We start from the raw sequence: 19,907 nt of genomic DNA on the forward strand, positions 1-19,907 counted from the left end.
TCATTTTATAGTTTCTTTAAGGAGACGCGCATCAGTCCGGTCGTAGGGCGCAAGGAACGATAATCGCGTCTTTCATGCCATGAAGAATCTTTTTGTCGGCTGGGCAGATGGTAGCTAGGATACCGGTGAGTTCAGCTCTTCCTTCCGAAACAAAGTAGTACGGTGAGAGTCGTGCCCGGCCTGACATGTGCGCCATGGTCTGTTGGTGCTCATCCATAAAGTCCATCTCAAACAACCGACCCTTATGGAATTCTTGCAGGATATAGGGGGTGGTCGGAAAGGATGCAAGGGCTTTCCGAAGCGCCTCAACCCATTCGGTCTGAGGCATGTCATGCCCGATCGAAACGCCTCGGCTTCCCCAAGCCAGTTCCGAAAATCCGGAAGGCTTGATGACAAACTGACGTTCCTTCTGCGTCGCTTTCTCAAGGTCGGTCCAGTTCGCCACCGGACGGTTCCCTATATGCAGATCTGGAATCGTCGCAATCGCAGGAAGTGGTGCCGGGTCAAGCAGCCAGGTTTTCGGCATGATCGTGGTCAAATGCAGCAGGCAGTCCGCACCGAGTTCTTTTTCCCAAAACGGACGGAGGATCGGATGGTGGAGCAGGGCAAAGGCCATTTTTTCCTCTAGTGCCGGTTTATAGGGAGGGGTCACGGAGACCCGACCTTTTTTCGCGGCATATTGGACCAGCTCAGCTTTGGGAATATTCAACAAGTCGAAGAGCTCATAAAATCGATAGAGCACGCTGATCGTCTGTTCGCTTCCGTCGGTGTGGAGGCGAAGTCCGTCCTCCGTAAACCGAATCTCGCGTGGTTCGACACACCAAACGGATACTCCCTCTTTGCGGAGCTGAGCGGCCAGCCAAGACATTTCGGGCCGATAGTCTTTCGATTCGTCGGAGATCAGAATCGCGATGCACCCTCCCTGCTGATCCTGGAGAGAGCGCAGCATGCGGGAAAATCCCTGGATCATGCCGTTTTGTCCACCGATGATCTGTGTGGGATCGCCGTCAAGATCGTGATAGGTGCGAGACAGACAGGCGGTGAGCCCGATCCCCCCTGGAACCGAATCCAGCTCGGTGATCACCATGCCGTCCTGTGTGGGGATAATATCGGGTCTGATGACGGCGGGCAGGGCATCACGAAACCGTTTCATGCGGCTGTATTGCACTAATGCAGCCGGCTTCCCTTGATCGAGGTAGCCTGCGATCCAGGTCGGTTGAATACCTTTGACGCTTTCGGTGTATAACCGATTCAATCCTCGATAGAACGACAGCAGGTGTGGCCCTAAGTCGGTGAAGAACCGCAGTTCCTTAGATGACAGGTACAGTGGGCAGGGGCTGACTCGCCAGGAGGTCACCGCCTGCATGTCTGAAGTGGAGCCCTGTAGTGGCACGATGGATGGAGATCCGAACACGTTCGCGCGACACAACTGCTCACGAATGGCCGCGCAGCGTTCTCGTGCTGCCTCAGGCGAGAGGGTCGGACAGGAGGCGTCGATCTGTGCCAATGCGAAACCCTTCTCGCACGTTTCGACATGGGGGAACGTGCGGCATCAGAATGGTGCAAAGAGCGCAATGCTAGCACGCACACCAGCGACCGACAAGAGGGCAGCGGACTCTCCGAGGAGCAGGGGCTGGTGTAATGCGGACAGGGTGCGCGATGATCGGAAGCAAACCTTCCTTGCCACCGTTCGGCATGCATCGTATGATTGGGGCTCGATGGATCTCAGGACAGTCGATTCCAAACAAACGATGCGTGTTCTGCCTCAGCTGGTTCCGGACTCAGCGTGTGGTCGTTGTGATGTGTGCTGCCGCTTTCCGGAAGCCGATAGTTTTCTTCGCCCATACTTTACCCATCAAGAAATCACCGATGCGGTGGCACGTGGAGTGCCTGATTCGTTCTTTCCCGATACGTCCGGCTCGCAGGTCGAGCTGGTCAAGAATCCGATGGACGAAGGGTATCTCTGTCCTGCCTTTGATTTGCAGTCGGGCCTTTGTGGGATCTACGACGTTCGCCCATTGGACTGTCAGTTGTATCCGCTGGCGTTGATGTGGGATGCGTCGGGTCAGGAAATCTTGCTTGGCTGGGATTCCAAATGCCCTTTTATGCGTGACGCGGTTCCCCGTGCGATTCACGAATATGCGGAGTCGGTCCTCGGTTGGTTGACGACTGAGGGAGGACTGGACAAAATTGCTGCCCATCCACACTTGGTTGGGCGCTTTCAGGACGATGTGATTGTGCTTCAGGCGCTTCCGCACCTCACGGCTCGCCTGGTTCCTGCGAGAGTTGATGCTCGGCTCCGTCCACTGACGCTGTTGGATGCACCGCAGTTCGCGAAGGCGCTCGAGCGTGCTCACGTGATTGGCCATGAGACGCCGGCTGCGTTTGCATTTCCCTACCACTATATCTGGACATCGTTGCTTCCCTATTGGTGGATGGAGTTCGATCAGACGTTGTTTCTGTTTGCCAAGTCTTCGGACGGATGGTTCATGCCATTGCCACCGCTTGGGGCTGGCCCCCTGGATCAAGCTGTGGCGCAGGCGTTCGTGATGATGCAGTCGTGGAACGGATCGTCGCCGGTGAGTCGAATCGAAAACGTCATGGAGTCACAACGGCAACGACTGGAGTGCGGTGAGAATCAATTCCGTCCGAAAGATGGCGACTATCTCTACCCCGTCATGGCGCTAGTGGCCTTGGCAGGAGACCACTATAAATCCCAACGGGCGCTCTGCAATCGTGTGACCCGCGAACAGACGATCACAGTCGAACCGTATCGTGCTGACGATCAGGCCGACTGCGTGCGTCTCTATGGGCGATGGGCGGATCAAAAGCGGAATGGCCATCTCGATCAGATGGGAACGCTGCTTCTGGAGGATGCGGAAATGACCCATAGGCTCGTCTTGCACCAGCATGATCGGATCGGCTTGTCGGGTATGGTCGTGAGAATCAGAGAGGATATCGCTGCCTACACATTCGGCTACTGGTTGACTCCTCAAACCTGGTGCATTTTATTGGAGGTTGCGGACCGTTCCATCCCTGGTCTGGCTCAATGGGTCTTCCGCGAAACCTGTCGAACCGCCATGGCGCAAGGGGCGGTCTCTATCAATGCCATGGATGATGCCGGTCTTCCGGGACTCCGTGCGGCCAAGTTGGCCTACCGTCCATCCGCGATTTTGGACACGTGGGTGATCACAAGGATGACCGCATGACCCAACCAGAAGAGCGAACCGCCTCCACGACACGCCGATATGAGTGGTTGACGTTTGTGATGGTCTTGATCACGTTGTTTATCCTCGGCGTGGGGACCTTCCTGCTCGGCCATGTTGAACGGAGTATCGTGGCGGCCGTTTGGCTCCCGCTGCTGGGATTGCTGTTGTGGTCGACGATCCGATTGCGAGCGGAGTATCGGCAGGCGCAACAGGAAAGTGCCTGGGCGCGGGCCGCCGAGGCGGCGTTATTACAGAGTCAGGAACGCAATCGAGCGATCGTCGATACGGCGCTCGATGGAGTCATCACGATGGATGCCGCCGGAATTGTGACGGAATGGAATGCCCAAGCGACAGCGATTTTTGGATGGACCCGCGAAGAGGCGATGGGGAAATTGCTGTCAGACACGATCATCCCCGAACGTGATCGGGAAGCCCACGCGCAAGGGATTCGAGCGTATCTCAAGACGGGAGTCGGCCCGGTACTGAATCGTCGGATCGAGATTGCTTCTCGACATAAGGAAGGCCATGAGTTTCCGGTCGAGCTCGCCGTCTCGCCAGCCCGTATCGGTGAAGCGTATATCTTCAGCGCGTTTGTGCGCGACATTACGGATCGTCGCCGGGCCGAACGACGGCTGGCCTCTCAATATGCGGTGACGCGTGTCCTGTCGGAGGCCGTCCGACTCGAAGAAGCGGTGCCAAAAATTATTCAAGCGGTCGGCGAAAGTCTCGAATGGGATCTCGGGGTATTCTGGAGACTGGATAAACAATTGGGCGTGTTGCGGTGCCTTGATTACTGGCAAGCCGCATCGCTGGTCGCGGATGAGTTCATCGCACAGATACAGACCCAGACATTCAAACCGGGTGTGGGATTGCCGGGTCGAATTTGGGAAAGCGGGCAACCGGTCTGGATCACCGATGTGATACTCGATCCTGCCTTTGTTCGCGCGGAGTTGGCGGCCAAAATCGGGCTTCATGGCGCGTTCGGGTTTCCGATTCGTATCGGGGGTGAAATCGAGGGCGTCATTGAGTTCTTCAGCCATCAAGTCCATGAGCCGGATAGCGAGCTGCTCAGTATGATCACCGATGTCGGCCTGAAAATCGGGCAATTCGGTGAACGCATGAGCGCGCAAGAGGCGTTGCTCTTGACGGAAGCGCAACTGCGTCAAGCGCAGAAGATGGAGGCCGTGGGGCGGCTCGCCGGCGGTGTCGCCCACGATTTCAACAATCTTTTGACGGTGATTCGTGGATACAGCGAGTTGATCCTGAGCCGCTTGGCGCAGGCGGATCCCGCGCGACGTGAAATGGAAGAAGTCAAAAAGGCCGCCGATCGTGCCGCCGGCCTGACCAGTCAACTCCTGGCCTTCAGCCGCCGGCAATTTGTGGCGACCAAGATCGTGGATTTGAACGCGCTTGTCATGAACATGGACGGGATGCTGCGGCGGCTATTAGGCGAGGACATCGTTGAACTCTGTGCGGACCTCGATCCACAGGTGGGATCGATCAAGGTCGATCCAGGGCAGATCGAGCAAGTGATCATGAATCTGGCCGTGAATGCTCGAGACGCCATGCCGATGGGTGGCCAGCTGACCATCCAGACTCGAAACGTCACGATCGGGAAAGGCCCTCGGCGTGAAACTCTGATGCTCGACGAGGGAACCTATGTGCTCTTGTCGATTAGGGACACCGGCCAGGGGATGAGCGAGGAAACTCAATCACATTTATTCGAGCCGTTTTTTACGACAAAGGAAAAGGGAAAGGGTACGGGTCTCGGGTTGTCGACCGTGTACGGAATCGTGAAGCAAAGCGGTGGCACGATTGGGATCGAGAGCAAGCTGGGACAGGGCACCACATGCAAGATCTTTTTTCCGAAGGTGAATGAGACCGCACAAGGCGCGCCGATCATCAGTGAAACGGTCGGCAGAGCGATCGGGCGAGAAACGATCCTCGTGGTCGAGGACGATCCGTCTGTGCGCGGGCTTGTACAGGAAGCGCTTCGTCTGAGCGGCTACGAGGTGGTGGTCGCGCGTCACGGCATCGAAGCGCTCCTGGCTGGCGCGAAGCATCCGGGCCCGATCCATTTGTTGCTGACAGACGTCGCGATGCCGCAAATGAGCGGGCCAGAGGTTGCAGAAAAACTGACGGTTGTGCGACCAGATATCAAGGTCTTGTACATGTCCGGCTACCCCGATCATCCAGTATTCGAACAGGGTGGGGTCAAACGGGACACGGCCTTTCTCCAGAAACCGTTCACGCCTCATATATTGACCCAAAGAGTGCGTGAAGTGCTTGATGGGAAGAAGGTGGCGTAGCCCACATGATTCATGAACGCTTCTACTGCAACCGCCGATACGCAGCTACGACAAGCCTGGCCGCGAGCTTCGCGCGGTCGGCGGACAGGCTCGCCGCTCAGTCGGTCACCATACTGTTTCAAGTATGCCTCCCTTCCTCGCGGCTCCGCGTGTCCGTCTCGCATGGCGTCTTGGCGGTTTCGTCACGAACCGTCATGAATAATGTGAGCTAGCGAGCCTCTCTGATGTCCCTCGCTTGATCTTCGCCGTTTATTCCGTTTATTGTGACAGCACTTTACAATCGGCTGAGATCAGTCGGATCGATTGTCTACATCGAGGAGGAATGACGCGTTGATGCAGCAGGCACGGGAAGTTGATGTCGCGCAATATCGAATCCAACAGGAGCCGTTTTACGCGGAGGTCTGTGGGGAGATCGGTCTGTTCACCATTGCTGCCGAGAAAAAACTTCCGGTGATGCTGAAGGGGCCGACCGGCTGTGGGAAAACCCGGTTCATTCAATACATGGCGTATAAGCTCGGCCGACCGTTGATCACGGTCGCCTGTCACGAAGATCTGACGGCCTCCGACTTGGTGGGCCGTTACCTTCTGAAGGGGCAAGATACCGTATGGATGGATGGACCCTTGACCCTCGGGGTGAAGCATGGGGCCATTGTGTATCTCGACGAGGTAGTGGAAGCCAGAAAGGACACCACCGTGATCATCCATCCGCTCAGCGATGACCGGCGAGTGCTCCCGATCGAGAAAAAGGGCCAGATCGTGGAGGCCGCCGACGAGTTCATGCTGGTGATCTCCTACAACCCTGGCTATCAAAGTGTCCTCAAAGATCTGAAGCAAAGCACGAAGCAGCGATTCATCGCGATCGAGTTTGACTATCCTGCTCCCACTGTCGAAACCCTTGTCATCCAGCGTGAGGCGGGGGTGGATGCAGTCATCGCGGCAAAACTGGTCAAGCTCGGCCAAAAAGTCCGCAACCTCAGAAGCCACGGGCTTGAGGAGGGGGTCAGCACCAGGCTTTTAGTGTATGCCGGCACATTGATCAAGCAAGGCGTGCCACCCGAACGGGCCTGTGATGTCGCCGTCGCTCGCCCAATCACTGACGATTCAGACATGCAACGGGCCATACTCGACTTTGTCAAAGCGATCTTCTGAATCCCTCAATTTCTGTGGCGTCTTTTCCTGTCATCGCACGGGACAGTGAGCGCGGGGCGCTCGTGACCGTCCACGTCCAACCAGGGTCTTCACGTACGGAGTGCGTCGGTATTCATGGCGATGCGGTAAAGATCCGCCTGGCCGCGCGTCCAATTGAGGGTGCCGCCAACGACGAACTGATTCGCTTCATCGCTGAGCGGTGTGCGGTTCCGCGCGCGAATGTGCAGCTTCATGCCGGAGCGACGGGGCGCCGTAAGCGACTGACTGTCAAGGGAGTCACGGCGGAATGGTTGTTGGCTCGATTGATGCCATCGGGCTAGAAAGGAGCGGTGTGGAGATGATGAAGAAGCTCAGTGTCGTGTTTGTGTTGCTGATGGTCACGGCTTGTTCGAGTGCACGACCAATTCTGTATTCCAACGCGCATTTGGACTCTGTCGGGAAGGAAGGGGCAGCGCAAGATATTGAAGCCTGTAAAGAGTTAGCGGAATCTGCTGGTGCGAACGAAGGCAGCGGCAAGGCAGGACGTGTCGCTACCGGTACGGTCGTTGGTGCTGGTGCCGGTGCGGCCAGTGGAGCATTGGGTTCATTGATTTACGGGGCGTCGGCCGGCATGGGATCGATGGTTGGGGCAGCTAGCGGAGCGGTCTGGGGTCTCCTGACCGGACTATTTTCTGCTGTGGTGGGTCCTTCCAGCCAGCCGAGCCAGGCCTACACGAATTACGTCAATCGGTGTCTGCAAGAGAAAGGATATGAAGTGACGGGATGGCAGTAGGGGAGGGAGGCATAGACCGGACGGGTGAACACTCGTGCTCGCTGTCCGCGCACGATCAGAATGTGCTCGGACAATGCGCGCAGTTGAGTGTCCACCCATCCGGTCTGCAAGGGAAGGTGTGAAAACACAGAAAGAGGTGCACAATTCAAAAATCCTCGACATTTCCTCCAAAGGGTGAGAAGTGAAGAAAACACAAGAACGCACCCGAGGAGACTGCTGTGGCCACTCCATTATCGTGGCGGCTGATTGGAATCGTGCTGCTGCTGACTGTCACGGCTTGTACGGGCCCCCAGCCGATTTTAAGATCCAATAAGCAACTCCACATGTATGGCCAGCAGGTTGCTCAACAGGAAATCGATGCGTGCCGGAAGAAAACAGAGGAGGCTGCGCTGCGTCCTGGAGTTCACCGAAGCGCGAATGCCGCAACCGGAGCGGTACTCGGTATGACACTTGGGGGTGCGGTCGGCGCATCGGCAGGTGTGGTTGGAGGATTGCCCGGAGTGACGATCGGAGCTGCCGCTGGTAGCGGGATCGGATTGGTCATTGGATTACTCGGAGGCACGTTCAAGCCGCTGGAACCAGACCCTCCCTATGCCGATGCTGTTACAAGCTGCCTGAAGGACAAAGGCTATGAAGTCAGAGGGTGGGAGTAAGTGTAGCCATCGGTGATCGTCCACGCGCAGACGACGGTACTGGCCAAGTACGATTGAGAAAGTGTGAATCTTTAAAGTGTCTGCCCTCTTCGGTTTCTAGCCGATTCCACAAACACCCCACAGCAGGTATATAGCCTATTGACCTAGCCTGACCAGATTTAGTGCCTCAATCGACAGGCTTGCCAAGCCTGATCCCTATGCCGTAACGAAATAGACATGGGCGCGGCAGTCCCTGGCCGTATGTCCTCGGATCATCGTGATGACCTGATGGTGTGTCCCGAAAGTCTGTGTCCTAATCTGTTCGCCCTGAGCTTGTCGAAGGGCCGTGATTCACGGCAATTCCGTTCATGGTTCGCCAATCTCACCACAAACGTATTTCTGGGACGCTATACTGGCACACGATAGCCGGTATCGCAGGAACGATTGGATTGACTCGGGCAGAGGTCAGAAGTAGACTAACGTTAGTCTACATGGGGGAGCTATGAAAGCTACGACGAAGATCGTGAATATCCATGAAGCCAAGACTCATTTTTCCAAACTCCTGGCCGCCGTGGCGAAAGGCCAGCGTATCACGATTTGCAAAGATGGCACGCCAGTCGCTCAGCTTGGGCCCCTTGATACGCCCATTCCCGTCCGCTGTCCAGGGCTTTTGAAAGGGCGCGTGACCATCGCGGACGATTTCGATGCGCCGTTACCATCAGATACGATCGCCTTGTTCGAGCGTGGGTCGTGAATCTTCTATTAGATACCCATGTCTATTTGTGGTACGTGATCCAGTCTCCACGACTCTCGAAGAACCTCTATCATCAGATCGAGACCACCCCTGTGGTCTATGTCAGTGCCGCTTCCCTCTGGGAGATGGTCATCAAAATTCAAGTGAAGAAGCTCTCAGCAGATCCCAATGAACTCGCCGCTAAAATTGTAGATAGTGGGTTTCAAGAACTACCGGTCTCCGTGGCCCACACCTTGGCGCTTGAGCGGTTGCCGCTTCATCATCGTGACCCCTTCGACCGCATCCTCTTGGCGCAAGCCCATGTCGAACACCTGCGCCTGCTTACGTATGACGTGGGGTTACAACCCTATGGTTCGGTGTGTCAGGTGATCGCATAAGTCAATAGTCAGGTCTCCCCCTGTATTCTGGTTCAGGTTCAGGCCCCGTCGGGAGAGTAGGAATACCGTTCACGCAAGAATGGCATGGTCGACCGTGTTGTCTCCAAGCGCGGGATTTCCATTCGGCTGACGGATGAACGATGGACACATATTACCGAGGAGCATGGTGAACTTGCTGAGTTTCGCGCGGATGTGATCGCGACCGTATCGTTGCCGGACCGTGTCCTGCTTGGGGGCGATGAAGAGCTGCCTGGCTATTTGTGAAATGGAGCAGGGCAAATATCTTGTCGTCGTCTATTGAGGACAGCATGACGACGGCTTTATCATCACCGCGTTTCTTACCCGCCGGATTCAGTCTTTGGAGAAGAGGCGACAGTTATGGCCATAGCAGATATTCAAGAGTGCCTGAAGCTCATTCCAGCGGTGAATCGGGCGCCGCAGCACAGGGTCTAATTGACATACGACGCCGAGGTCGACACGCTGTATGTGAACTATAGAAAGCCCAGCCATGCGACCGATAGTGAGATGACCGATGACGATGTGATTGTACGTTATGAGGGGGACGAAGTCGTCGGTTTTACCGTCCTGCATGCGAGCAAGCGCATCAAGACCGCAGCCTAGCCAGAGTGGACAAGAGTAGTATCGATTTCTTCAACGACGGCGTCCGCCATCGAGAAGTGTCGGCGGCAGTTCTTGGGCGTCTGATCTTCCTACTCTCGCGCCAGGTCGATATAGCGAATGGTCGTTTCCACCGATGAACCGGAAGAGCTCAAGCTGGTGGAGAGCATAATCTGCACGAGCAGATCGATCCGATGCCCTGTCTTCAGCATCGGCGCTTTCAATGCCCCAACATTCTTTCCGCACGCGCCTTGATCGAGGATTTCGATCTGTCCGCTATCATCTTCCATTGTGAGCGTAGTCCGCTCATGGGCTAGACCGCAGATCATCCGATTGGTGATGGTTTCGGTCTGCATCGCCAAGACGGTACCGGTGATACGGATATCCCTCATCTGATAATGATCCGGACGGGCTAAGAGTGTATTGATGGGAATTCGTTCATACGAGGCGACGGAAATTCTCACGGAACTAACCTGGGAGGATGGGGTGAACTCATCCGATGCGAGGACAGAATGAAGATTGATCATCCCAGACAGGATGAGGATGACGGTTCGAAGGTGGATGCGAATGAGTAGAGCGGTCATCAGTACCCTCCAATTTAACTAAGGGTAGCATAGGCTCAGTCTAGAGGAGCCGATCCTTCGGCACGGTGCCGACCTTTCGCCACCTGATCGGTCTATGCTGATCTCTTGATCCTTCGATTGTTCCACCTCTAACCCCTCTTAGTCGCAGCGGAATCGGAAACCTCAGACTTCCAGTGTCGAACTGGAACGCAAGTTGCCAAGGTGGAATGTGTGGGTATGCATTGTGGTCTGGCGGAGAGCGGCACTTTACAATCAACGGTAGCGACGCCATCATGCCAAGGTGATTACGAACCGATCAGGCGTCGCGTAAGGATTAGGAGGACTCATCATGTTTGTTGTCCTAGGTGCAACGGGAAATACCGGATCTGCGGTGGTGGAGACCTTGCTGAGTAAGAAGCAGCCCGTGCGGGTGATTGTCCGTTCAGCCGACAAGGGTGCTGGCTGGAAGGCGAAAGGGGCAGATGTGGCTGTGGCATCGCTTGACGATGTGTCTGCGTTGACCAAGGCCTTTGAAGGGGCGAAAGGACTCTATTTGTTGGTACCACCGAATTACGGGGCTGAAGCCTGGTTGGCGGATCAACGACAAAGGATGGATCGCGCGGCAGAAGCTGTTCAGAAGAGTGGAGTCGATCATGTTGTGTTGCTGTCGTCGGTGGGAGGACATCTGCACGGTGGAACCGGCCCGATTCGGGCGGCGAGTCATGGAGAACAGGCGCTTGGTTGTCTTGCCAAACGCCTGACCATTCTCCGTCCCTGTTATTTCATGGACAACTGGGCGCCGGTCATTGGGGCGGCCAAGGCTCAGGGCGTGCTTCCGACATTCATTGCGCCTCAGGCAAAGATTCCTATGATTTCGACCAAGGACATCGGTCGGATTGGGGCGGAACGATTGATGACTGGTGGCTATGGTAAGCAGATCGTGGAAATGGCGGGTCCGGAGGAGTACAGCCCAGATCAAACGGCGTCGGCACTCACTCAGATCCTTGGGAAAACGGTGACGGCCCAACATGCGCCGTTGAGTGCCGTGGTGCCGACGTTCACGTCGTTCGGGTTTTCAGACGAGGCGGCGAGATTATTTGAAGAAATGTACACGGCGTTCTCCAAAGGCGCAATCGGGTATGAGCACCCTGACAAGCTCGTGCGGGGTACAGTGACGCTGGAAGACGCGCTACGAACGATGGTGTGAAGGAGGACCACATGGCTACAGGGACGGCTGTAATCAAGGAAGTGCTCGGCGTCTATCCACCGGGGTCGAGGCATATGGTGGGAGATGGATTTCCTGTGAGGAACATGATTCCGGGCTCCGGTGTGGGTGAGCAATTGTCTCCATTCCTGCTCCTGGATTATATGGGGCCGGAGGTTTTCTCGCCGACGGATCGGCGTCTTGGTGTGGGTGAGCATCCGCATCGAGGGTTTGAAACTGTCACGATCATGTATCAAGGCAGTGTGGCGCATCGTGATTCAACCGGAAGCGGCGGCGTTATCGGCCCAGGTGATGTGCAGTGGATGACGGCTGCATCCGGCATTGTGCATGAAGAATTGCACGAGAGCGAGTTTGCAAAGCGCGGAGGCACGCTGGAAGGGGTCCAGCTATGGGTCAATCTGCCGAGGTCGGTCAAGATGTCGCCTCCCCGGTACCAAACGCTTGTCCGCGATGAGATTCCGGTCGTTGAGCTCGCCGGAGGAGCCGGTCGGCTACGGGTCATTGCCGGAGAATGTCACGGGCGGAAGGGTCCGGCCAGGACCTTCAGCCCGGTCCATCTGTATGATCTGCGATTGAAGGCGGGGTGTCAGACGGAATTGTCCTTGCCCGATGGATTCACCATGTCCGTATTTGTATTGCAGGGGCGGGTCGTTATCAACGGGGCACAGGCGGTGGGAGAGGCTGAGATCGCTCTCTTGGGGCGCAAGGGTGAGCGAGTGGCGCTTCAGGCGGAAGAGGATACGACGATACTTGTTCTCGGCGGAGAGCCGATCGAGGAGCCGATCGCGCGCTATGGGCCGTTCGTCATGAATACGCAAGCGGAACTCGCACAAGCTGTGGAAGATTATCGAGCGGGCAAGATGGGGCATTTGTCCTATGAGTGAGCAGGATGCCGCACTCCACATCGACATTTACTCGGATGTGATCTGCCCCTGGTGCTATGTGGGGAAGCGGCGGCTGGAACGGGCACTCAAGGCATGGGATGGTGTACTTGCGACTATCCGATGGCGGCCCTTTCAATTGAACCCGACCATGCCGCGCAACGGGATGGATCGACGACAGTACCTTGACGCGAAGTTCGGTGGCTCTGCCGCCGCTCAAGCCATCTACGACCAAGTCTCGCGGGTTGGTGTTGAAGAAGGCATCCTCTTCGCGTTTGAGAGAATAGCTCGCACGCCGAACACATTCACCGCGCATCGCCTCATCTGGTTGGCGGGGCATCAGGGCAAACAGGATGAGATGGTCGAGATGCTGTTTCGCCAGTATTTCCTGGAGGGAGGAGATATCGGGAGTATCGAGACGTTGTCCAAAATTGCCGCTCATGCGGGGCTTGATCAAGCAGCGATTGAAACCTTTCTGGCGGGCGATGGGGGGATAGAAGCTGTGAAGGCAGAGGAAGCCGCTGGCCATCATATGGGCATACGAGGTGTTCCCTATTTCGTAATCAATGGAGCCTATGTGCTTTCCGGCGCGCAGCCTCCTGAACAGTTCTTAGCTGCATTCAGGCAGAGTGCAGCGGGCTTGTCAGTGGGAAAGGCAGGTGTGTAATGGCCGTTCAAGTCTATGGTTGTAACCATGTCGTGATTGAAGTGACCGATGCCAAGAAGGCCGCGAGGTTCTATCAAGATGTATTTGGGCTGAAGATGCTACGTGGTGGGGAAGGAGCGGTCTGGTGCAAGCTTGGAGAGCATCAGTTCCTGGCGATTTTTGAAGTGGAGGAATTGCAGCCGGATCGTATGAAACATTTTGGCTTGATGGTCCGGGACGCGCAACAGATCAAGGAAGTGCGCAAGAAGATGATCAACAAGTACAAGTTGAAACCGGCGTCCGACTTGCGATGCGATTTCCGCGATCCCTGGGGGAATCGTTTCCAGGTCGGCGATCTCAGCGATGAATCGCTAGTCTGGCTGTTGCCGTATCGGGAAGTGCAGAAAACAGGCATTACATTCACCGGCAAATCGAACAAGGAGAAGAACGCATGAGCACCAGCACTCTGCAGCAGCGGCTGAACGATCTGTTCGGCTACATCCGCCAAGGCAAGATCATTGAGGCCATGAGTGAGTTCTACGACAAGGATACTGTGATGCAGGACAACGCCAATCCTCCAACAAAGGGGCTCGCGGCGAACATCGAGCGTGAAAAACAGTTCATGAGTGGTGTGAAGGAGTGGAAAGGGTTCAACGTCACGGCTCAGGGTGTGGGCGACAACGTGACCTTCTACGAATGCAGCCTCGACTTTATCGCGACGAGCGGGCAACCGGTTCACATGGAACAGGTCGTGGTGGCCAAGTGGAAGAATGGCAAGATCATTCATGAGCGGTTTTATTATGATACAGGCTCCAAGAGGTAAGGAACCAAGCAAACCCATCTTCCAAGGAGTTGCTCATGCCCGCCTTACAATGAAAGAATATGGGAGGTGTCGAAAATCTAAAGATGGAAATCTTGCAGACGATCGTGGGTAGCGCTCCCCTGATCAAAATGACGTAGAGATACTGAGCTGCGTCAGACTGTGGGAATAATTCTCTTCCTATGAAAGGGTTGAGGGCGAGATGGGCATGCATGGCAACGCCATACGACGCGTGATGGTGGGTACGGACCGCTCCAAAACGGCAGACCACGCTGTTCAGTGGGCCGCTGAGTTCGCCAACCGCTATGGGGCAGAGCTGTTTGTGGCGCAGGTGATCGTGCCGAACCACCCGGCCACCACGGAATTCGGCGCAGCTGAACATACGCGAGCCGCTGCCGCCAATGAGGAGCTTGCACAGGTCGTGAGGCAGCTGGCTGGAGAGCGAGGGCATGCTCTTGTCATCATAGATTCCGATCCGGCATTGGCAATCGTCCGTGCCGCTGAGAGCGAAGCCATTGATGTCCTGGTGGTTGGTAATTCGGGCATGGCCGGACGAAAGGAGTTCTTGCTCGGTAACGTACCGAATCGCATCAGCCACAATTCCCATTGCACCGTCATTATTGTGAATACCCTCCTGTCCAGAGGTGAGCAGGTTCCTGAATCGGTGCGAGTGCTTCAGTCCAAGGGTGAATCTCACACGTCTGAGCCTCACCTGGCGGGACGAGCCATGCATATCGCGACGGTCATGGCGAAGCATGGCCTCAAGGAGCTCTTCAGCCAGCCCGATCAATCAGACGGATCCATTCGCCGTCAGCAGGCCAAGCGCCTACGCACGGCGCTGGAGGAACTGGGCCCGACCTTTTCAAAGCTCGGCCAGGTGCTGTCGACCCGCCCGGATCTCCTTCCTGCGGAATACATCGAAGAACTCGCGATGTTGCAGAGTCACGTGCCTCCCATGTCCGAGCGTGAAGTCGTTCGAGTCGCTGAACAAGAGTTGGGGGTGCCGTGGGAGGATGTGTTTGAGTCGATCGATCCCAAACCACTCGCCGCCGGGACCATTGCCCAAGTCCATCGGGCCACACTCGAACACGGCGACCGAGTCGTCGTCAAAGTTCAACGACCCACTGCCCGAGTGGACATCGAGCAGGATCTCGCCCTGCTCGAGATATTCGCTCAGAAAGTCGGGCAACGTCAGGCCCTCAACCAAGTAGTGAATATGGAGGCGGTATTCAAGCACCTCTCCACGTCGCTCCAGCGTGAACTCGACTTTTGCCAAGAAGTTGAGAATATCGGGCGGATGCAGACCGTGCTCACAGACTATGATCGGTTGGCGGTCCCCGCTGTGTATCGGGAGCTGTCGACGTCTCGCTTATTGGTGATGGAGGAGATTCAAGGCGGCCCGATCGCACAGGCGCCGGAAGGCCAGGAGCGTATCGAGGCGGCCCGCCAGCTGTTGGAAAGTTTCTACAAGCAGATCGTCGTCGACGGTTTCTTCCATGCCGATCCTCACCCGGGCAATCTCATGTGGTGGAAGAACCGCATTTACATTCTCGACTTTGGAATGGTCGGCGCCATCGATGCCAGCGTACGGGAACATCTCATGTTGTTGCTGATGGCTCTGTGGAAGGAAGATGTGGTGTTTCTCAGCGATGTCACGCTGATGATGACGGGTGCGATCGACCGCAGTGATCTGGACGTCCAACGGTTTCAAAGCGAAGTCGGTGACGTGATGGCGAAATACCGCAAGGCGGCTCTCGCCGAGATGCAGATCGGACCGCTGTTGCAGGAAATGAGCACAATCGCATTTCGGCACGGCGTGCCGATGCCGGCGTCGCTGACACTCGCAGCCAAGGCGCTGGCGCAGGTCCAACTGGCGACGGCGAATCTCGATCCAAAACTCGATCCATATGACGTCGCCGGCAAGTTTTTGATGCGCGTCATGATCAAGCGCATGGGAGCCGCGCTCGATCCCAAAGCACTCGCATACCAGGTGCAAAAGTTTAAAGTACGAGCCGAACGGGTGACCGAAGCGATCGAACACCTGATCGGTGCTCGTCCCGGTCAGAAACTTGTGGTGAATTTCAAGGCCAATTCGCTCGAAGAGATGGTTCGACGGACGGGACGGCGCCTTGCGCTGGGCGTTGCCGCTGCAACAAGCATCCTCTCTAGTGCGCTCACGGTCATGTCGGGAACAGTTGCAGATTGGATACCGGTCACGTTTGGGATCGTCGCCGGACTGCTGACCCTTGGACTGGTCTTCGATCTCATGCGGGGACGTTGACGGTGCGTTGTTCTGCCGGCGGTTCAGCGGACTCTACGATTTGGTTTTGTCGCTTCTGATCGAGCGTAGGACGGCTCTCTCGAGTACGTAGGCGACCACCGACATTCCGATCGAGATGAGTCGATGTTCGATGTGCCGGATGATGCTCCGATGAGCGGTCTTTGCTGGGGAAGCACCGTTGGCCATGGCGATATTATCACTCAACGTGTCACCGGCTGCAAGAAGCCATGACTCCATGTCCGGTGTTCACCGAACCAGGCTTGAGCCGTCATGATGGATGATCGCGTCTCGGCATGGCTGGAAAGTCTCGGCCTTGATCACTATCGGGAAGCCTTTCAGCAGAACGCCATCACATGGGACGTCTTGCCCGAACTGAACGACGGTGATTTGGCATCCCTGGGTGTTGTGCTCGGCCATCGGAAGAAACTCCTGCGCGCCATCGCGCAACTGTCACAAAAGGCCGACGGCGATGGTCTTCAGCCTGTACCCATCGCAACCGGCCCGGAAGCAACGCCCTTTCCTTCCGGCCAAGATCAATCGGAGCGTCGCCAATTGACCGTCATGTTTTGTGATCTTGTGGGCTCGACGGCGCTGGCTCGTCGGCTAGACCCCGAGGACCTCCAAGCCTCTATCCGACGTTTTCTCGATACCTGTGGTGAGGCGATCAGCCGATTCAACGGCTATATCGCAAAATACATGGGTGATGGACTCTTGGTGTATTTTGGGTATCCCCATGCCCATGAGCACGACGCGGAGCGTGCGGTGCATGCCGGACTCGCCGTGTTGGAGTTGGTGAAGGCTCTTCCTCGCGAGCATTACCCTGATCAGGAATTTGAAATCGCGGCGCGAATCGGGATCGCGACCGGTCTCGTCATTGTGGGCGAACTCATCGGACAGAACACGGCCACGGAACGGTCGGTGTTCGGTGAAACTCCGAATCTGGCCTCTCGCCTCCAGGGATTGGCGGCGCCGAATCAATTGATTGTTGATTCGGTGACGAAGCGTCTTGTCGGGGGTGAGTTTGAGTGTGCTGATCAGGGGACGGTTGCTCTCAAAGGATTCGAAACGCCGGTCCGGGTCTGGCAGGTGTTGAGTGCCAAGCCGTCGGCCAGCCGGTTCGAGTCGTATCGATCCGACCGATTAGTCAATTTCATAGGCAGAGAGCATGAAACGGCGCTTGTCTTGGGTCGCTGGCGCGAGGCAGTGGAGGGGGAAGGACAGGTCGTCCTTCTCTGCGGTGAGGCCGGCATCGGCAAATCGCGGCTGGTTCGACATCTGCGTGACCAACTGACGGGGGACCATTATGAGACGATCCCATCCCAGTGCTCACCGCACCATACCAATACGGTCCTGTATCCCGTGATGACGTATCTGCGGCAGGCAGCCGGGCTGGCCGGTGAGGATAACATCCCCACGCAACGGCAGAAACTTGATACGCTCATGGCGAATAGCGGGCTCAACGACCGGATCACGGTTGCCCTGTTTGCGGATCTGCTCTCGATTGAAGGAACTGAACAGGGCCAGCTGTTGAATGTGTCGCCCGACAAACGCAAGGACATGACTCTGGAAGCGCTCGTGCAGTATCTGCAACGGCTGGCGGACCATTCCCCGGTGTTGCTCATTGTGGAGGATGCGCATTGGCTTGATCCCACCACGCTCGATCTCATGACGCGCATCATCGACCGGATCAGGCAGATGCGCGTGCTGGTAGTGATCACCTTTCGGCCCGACTTCAGGCCGGTGTGGGTAGAATACAGTCACGTCACGTTTCTGACGTTGAGCCGGCTTCCGCGCCGGCAGAGCGCCGAGCTGATTGCGACGATGACCAGAGGAAAGACGCTTCCGCAAGAGGTGCAGCAGGCGATTCTGGCCAAGACCGACGGGGTGCCGTTGTATATCGAAGAGTTGACGGAGAATCTCCTGGAGACTGGATTGCTGGCTGAGGGAACCGACTCATTTGCCCTCAAGGCTCCGTTAAAGGACATGATCATTCCAGACAGTCTGCAAGCGTTGCTCATGGAGCGGGTGGACCGATTAGGGCCGATCAAGGAAATTGTTCAGATCGGAGCCGCAATCGGACGGGAATTCACCTATGAGCTGCTGCGGGCCACCGTTGAGATAACGGACAGCGAGCTCAATAGTGCCCTTGATCGGTTTGTCGCTTCGGGGCTCATTCTGCAAGAGAGTGAACGATCGCTGTCGCGCTATCGTTTTAAGCATATGCTCGTCCAAGAGGCGGCCTACAACACGCTTCCCAAAAAATCTCGCCGACTCCTCCATGCCCGCATTGCCAAAACACTGGAAGAAAAGTTCGCCGAGCGTGTGCAGTTGGAACCGGAACTCCTGGCCTACCACTTTGAACAGGCAGGTTTGACTCGTCAGGCCATCATGTATTGGCGTTTTGCAGCCCGCAGAGACACGGATCGGTCAGCCAATGTCGAAGCGCTGAATCATTTTAATAGTGCTCTCGATTTACTCAAAGATCTGCCGCAAAGCCCGGAGCGTAATGCCTTGGAGTTGGAGATCCTACTCGCACGCGGAGCCCCCATGCTGTCCGTCAAAGGATATGCATCCGACGACATGGGAGAAAATTATCAAAGAGCGAAGGACTTGTTACAGGAGACCAGCGGCTCCGTGCATCAATTTCTCGCCATTAAAGGACTATGGGTCTTTCACCTGGTCAGAGGGCAGATCGCTAGAGCTTGCAGCCTGGCCGAAAATCTCCTTTCTCTGGCTACTCAAGAGCAAATCTCAGATCTACTGATTGATGCTCACCACCTGTCGGGTTCGACCTATTTCTTCCTTGGTCGGTTTGACGAAGCAAAACATCATCTGCTCACCGCAATATCCCTGGATGATCCGAATCAACATCGCTCACTGGCCTTACGCTATGGTCAAGATCCTGGGATAACCGCGAGGATTTTGCTAGCCAGGACATTATGGATATTGGGTGAGGTGGAGCAAACTGAAACGCTAGCGCTGGAGGCCATTCGCATGGCGAGGGCGGCAGAACACCCATACACTCTGGTTTTTACTTTAGCTTTTCTTTCCCGGATCTATTCCGCTGTCCGCAATGCGACGAGAACACTGGAGCTCACCGACGAAGCCATTGCGGTGTCAACACAATACTCCTTTGCATTGGGATTGGCGTGGGCGACGACCTCTCAAGGCTGGGCGTTGGCCGAAACTGGCCAGGAGGAAGGGCTCGGCACGTTACTGCACGGGCTTGCCGCTACTCGGGATACAGGTGGAACGCTCGATAACACGTTTACACTGGCGTTGCTTGCAGAACTCTATTTACGAAAGAAACGAATTGACGAAGGCTTGGCCACAATAGAGGAAGCGCTGACGCTTGCCGTCACTGGGGGAGAACTGTTTTGGCAAGCGGAACTGCTTCGGCTGAAAGGGGAACTGTTGCTGGAACAGTCCGAGCCGTCCGTCTCTGCCGCGGAGCAGTGTTTCGCTGAAGCCCTGAGGGTCGCACAGGATCAGCATGCAAACATGCTGGAACTTCGAGCTGCGGTGAGTATGGCCAGACTCTTGAGAAAGCTGAATCGGCTGGATGCCGCGAAACTGGTCTTGCATTCCGTCTGTTCCCGGTTTCAGAAGCAGGTTGCCAATCCCGACTTGATTGAGGCTCGGAACATTCTTGAGCAGCTTCATGTGTGAGA

At 56.1% G+C, this 19,907-nt stretch carries 19 protein-coding genes and 2 pseudogenes; 18 read left to right on the forward strand and 3 right to left on the reverse strand.

All coding sequences use genetic code 11. The annotated features are described in order from the left end of the window. Positions 1-31: 31 nt before the first annotated feature. Positions 32-1,366, reverse strand: coding sequence for a hypothetical protein (locus E8D52_10020; protein TKB69290.1), 1,335 nt, complete (start codon positions 1,364-1,366; stop codon positions 32-34). Between E8D52_10020 and E8D52_10025 the strand changes: the two genes are divergently transcribed. The 11 genes and pseudogenes from E8D52_10025 (at position 1,365) to E8D52_10075 (ending at position 9,823) form a co-directional block, all read left to right on the forward strand. Beyond that, a complete protein-coding gene (locus E8D52_10025; protein TKB69291.1) occupies positions 1,365-3,209 on the forward strand; it encodes a DUF2156 domain-containing protein in 1,845 nt (614 codons plus the stop codon). The genes E8D52_10020 and E8D52_10025 overlap by 2 nt on opposite strands. Beyond that, entirely contained in the window at positions 3,206-5,518 is a 2,313-nt protein-coding gene (locus E8D52_10030; GenBank protein ID TKB69292.1) for a PAS domain S-box protein, read from the forward strand. The genes E8D52_10025 and E8D52_10030 overlap by 4 nt, the downstream gene beginning before the upstream one ends. A 5-nt stretch (positions 5,519-5,523) precedes the next feature. After that, positions 5,524-5,730 (forward strand): hypothetical protein, encoded by a 207-nt coding sequence (locus E8D52_10035; protein ID TKB69293.1) that lies wholly within the window; start codon positions 5,524-5,526, stop codon positions 5,728-5,730. A 121-nt stretch (positions 5,731-5,851) separates the two neighbouring features. After that, a complete protein-coding gene (locus E8D52_10040) occupies positions 5,852-6,667 on the forward strand; it encodes a CbbQ/NirQ/NorQ/GpvN family protein (protein ID TKB69294.1) in 816 nt (271 codons plus the stop codon). A 32-nt stretch (positions 6,668-6,699) separates the two neighbouring features. Further along, positions 6,700-6,987 carry a DUF167 domain-containing protein gene (locus E8D52_10045; protein ID TKB69469.1) on the forward strand — a complete coding sequence of 96 codons (288 nt, stop codon included), beginning with the start codon at positions 6,700-6,702 and terminating at the stop codon, positions 6,985-6,987. Positions 6,988-7,007: 20 nt separating this feature from the next. Beyond that, positions 7,008-7,439, forward strand: a complete 432-nt coding sequence (locus E8D52_10050) for a hypothetical protein (GenBank protein ID TKB69470.1) — start codon at positions 7,008-7,010, stop codon at positions 7,437-7,439. Positions 7,440-7,657: 218 nt separating this feature from the next. Beyond that, positions 7,658-8,092 (forward strand): hypothetical protein, encoded by a 435-nt coding sequence (locus E8D52_10055; protein TKB69295.1) that lies wholly within the window; start codon positions 7,658-7,660, stop codon positions 8,090-8,092. Positions 8,093-8,573: 481 nt separating this feature from the next. Further along, positions 8,574-8,825: a type II toxin-antitoxin system Phd/YefM family antitoxin gene (locus tag E8D52_10060; protein ID TKB69296.1), complete on the forward strand. Its 252-nt coding sequence runs from the start codon at positions 8,574-8,576 to the stop codon at positions 8,823-8,825. Then, a complete protein-coding gene (locus E8D52_10065) occupies positions 8,822-9,202 on the forward strand; it encodes a type II toxin-antitoxin system VapC family toxin (protein TKB69297.1) in 381 nt (126 codons plus the stop codon). Before E8D52_10060 ends, E8D52_10065 begins: the two co-directional genes overlap by 4 nt. A gap of 84 nt (positions 9,203-9,286) precedes the next feature. Further along, a pseudogene (locus E8D52_10070) lies at positions 9,287-9,590 on the forward strand (hypothetical protein). Beyond that, positions 9,581-9,823, forward strand: a pseudogene (locus E8D52_10075) (DUF2283 domain-containing protein). The pseudogenes E8D52_10070 and E8D52_10075 overlap by 10 nt, the downstream one beginning before the upstream one ends. An 89-nt stretch (positions 9,824-9,912) precedes the next feature. On the opposite strand, the gene E8D52_10080 reads toward E8D52_10075, so the two are convergent. Further along, positions 9,913-10,404 (reverse strand): hypothetical protein, encoded by a 492-nt coding sequence (locus tag E8D52_10080; GenBank protein ID TKB69298.1) that lies wholly within the window; start codon positions 10,402-10,404, stop codon positions 9,913-9,915. A 328-nt stretch (positions 10,405-10,732) separates the two neighbouring features. On the opposite strand from E8D52_10080, the gene E8D52_10085 reads away from it, so the two are divergent. From E8D52_10085 to E8D52_10110, 6 genes are all read left to right on the forward strand, one after another. Next, positions 10,733-11,590 (forward strand): NAD-dependent epimerase/dehydratase family protein, encoded by an 858-nt coding sequence (locus E8D52_10085; protein ID TKB69299.1) that lies wholly within the window; start codon positions 10,733-10,735, stop codon positions 11,588-11,590. Positions 11,591-11,601: 11 nt separating this feature from the next. After that, positions 11,602-12,492 carry a pirin family protein gene (locus tag E8D52_10090; protein ID TKB69300.1) on the forward strand — a complete coding sequence of 297 codons (891 nt, stop codon included), beginning with the start codon at positions 11,602-11,604 and terminating at the stop codon, positions 12,490-12,492. Beyond that, a complete protein-coding gene (locus E8D52_10095; GenBank protein TKB69301.1) occupies positions 12,485-13,156 on the forward strand; it encodes a DsbA family oxidoreductase in 672 nt (223 codons plus the stop codon). The genes E8D52_10090 and E8D52_10095 overlap by 8 nt, the downstream gene beginning before the upstream one ends. After that, on the forward strand, positions 13,156-13,590 hold the full coding sequence (locus tag E8D52_10100; protein ID TKB69302.1) for a VOC family protein: 435 nt from the start codon (positions 13,156-13,158) through the stop codon (positions 13,588-13,590). The genes E8D52_10095 and E8D52_10100 overlap by 1 nt, the downstream gene beginning before the upstream one ends. Continuing rightward, a complete protein-coding gene (locus tag E8D52_10105; GenBank protein ID TKB69303.1) occupies positions 13,587-13,958 on the forward strand; it encodes an ester cyclase in 372 nt (123 codons plus the stop codon). The genes E8D52_10100 and E8D52_10105 overlap by 4 nt, the downstream gene beginning before the upstream one ends. A 199-nt stretch (positions 13,959-14,157) precedes the next feature. Continuing rightward, positions 14,158-16,236, forward strand: coding sequence for a universal stress protein (locus E8D52_10110; protein ID TKB69304.1), 2,079 nt, complete (start codon positions 14,158-14,160; stop codon positions 16,234-16,236). Between the two features lie 33 nt (positions 16,237-16,269). Here the strand turns inward: E8D52_10110 and E8D52_10115 are convergent, their stop codons facing one another. Next, positions 16,270-16,473 (reverse strand): hypothetical protein, encoded by a 204-nt coding sequence (locus E8D52_10115; GenBank protein ID TKB69305.1) that lies wholly within the window; start codon positions 16,471-16,473, stop codon positions 16,270-16,272. A gap of 33 nt (positions 16,474-16,506) precedes the next feature. Between E8D52_10115 and E8D52_10120 the strand changes: the two genes are divergently transcribed. After that, a complete protein-coding gene (locus tag E8D52_10120; GenBank protein TKB69306.1) occupies positions 16,507-19,905 on the forward strand; it encodes an adenylate/guanylate cyclase domain-containing protein in 3,399 nt (1,132 codons plus the stop codon). Positions 19,906-19,907: the final 2 nt, after the last annotated feature.

The organism is Nitrospira sp. (assembly GCA_005116745.1).
Lineage (GTDB): Bacteria > Nitrospirota > Nitrospiria > Nitrospirales > Nitrospiraceae > Nitrospira_D.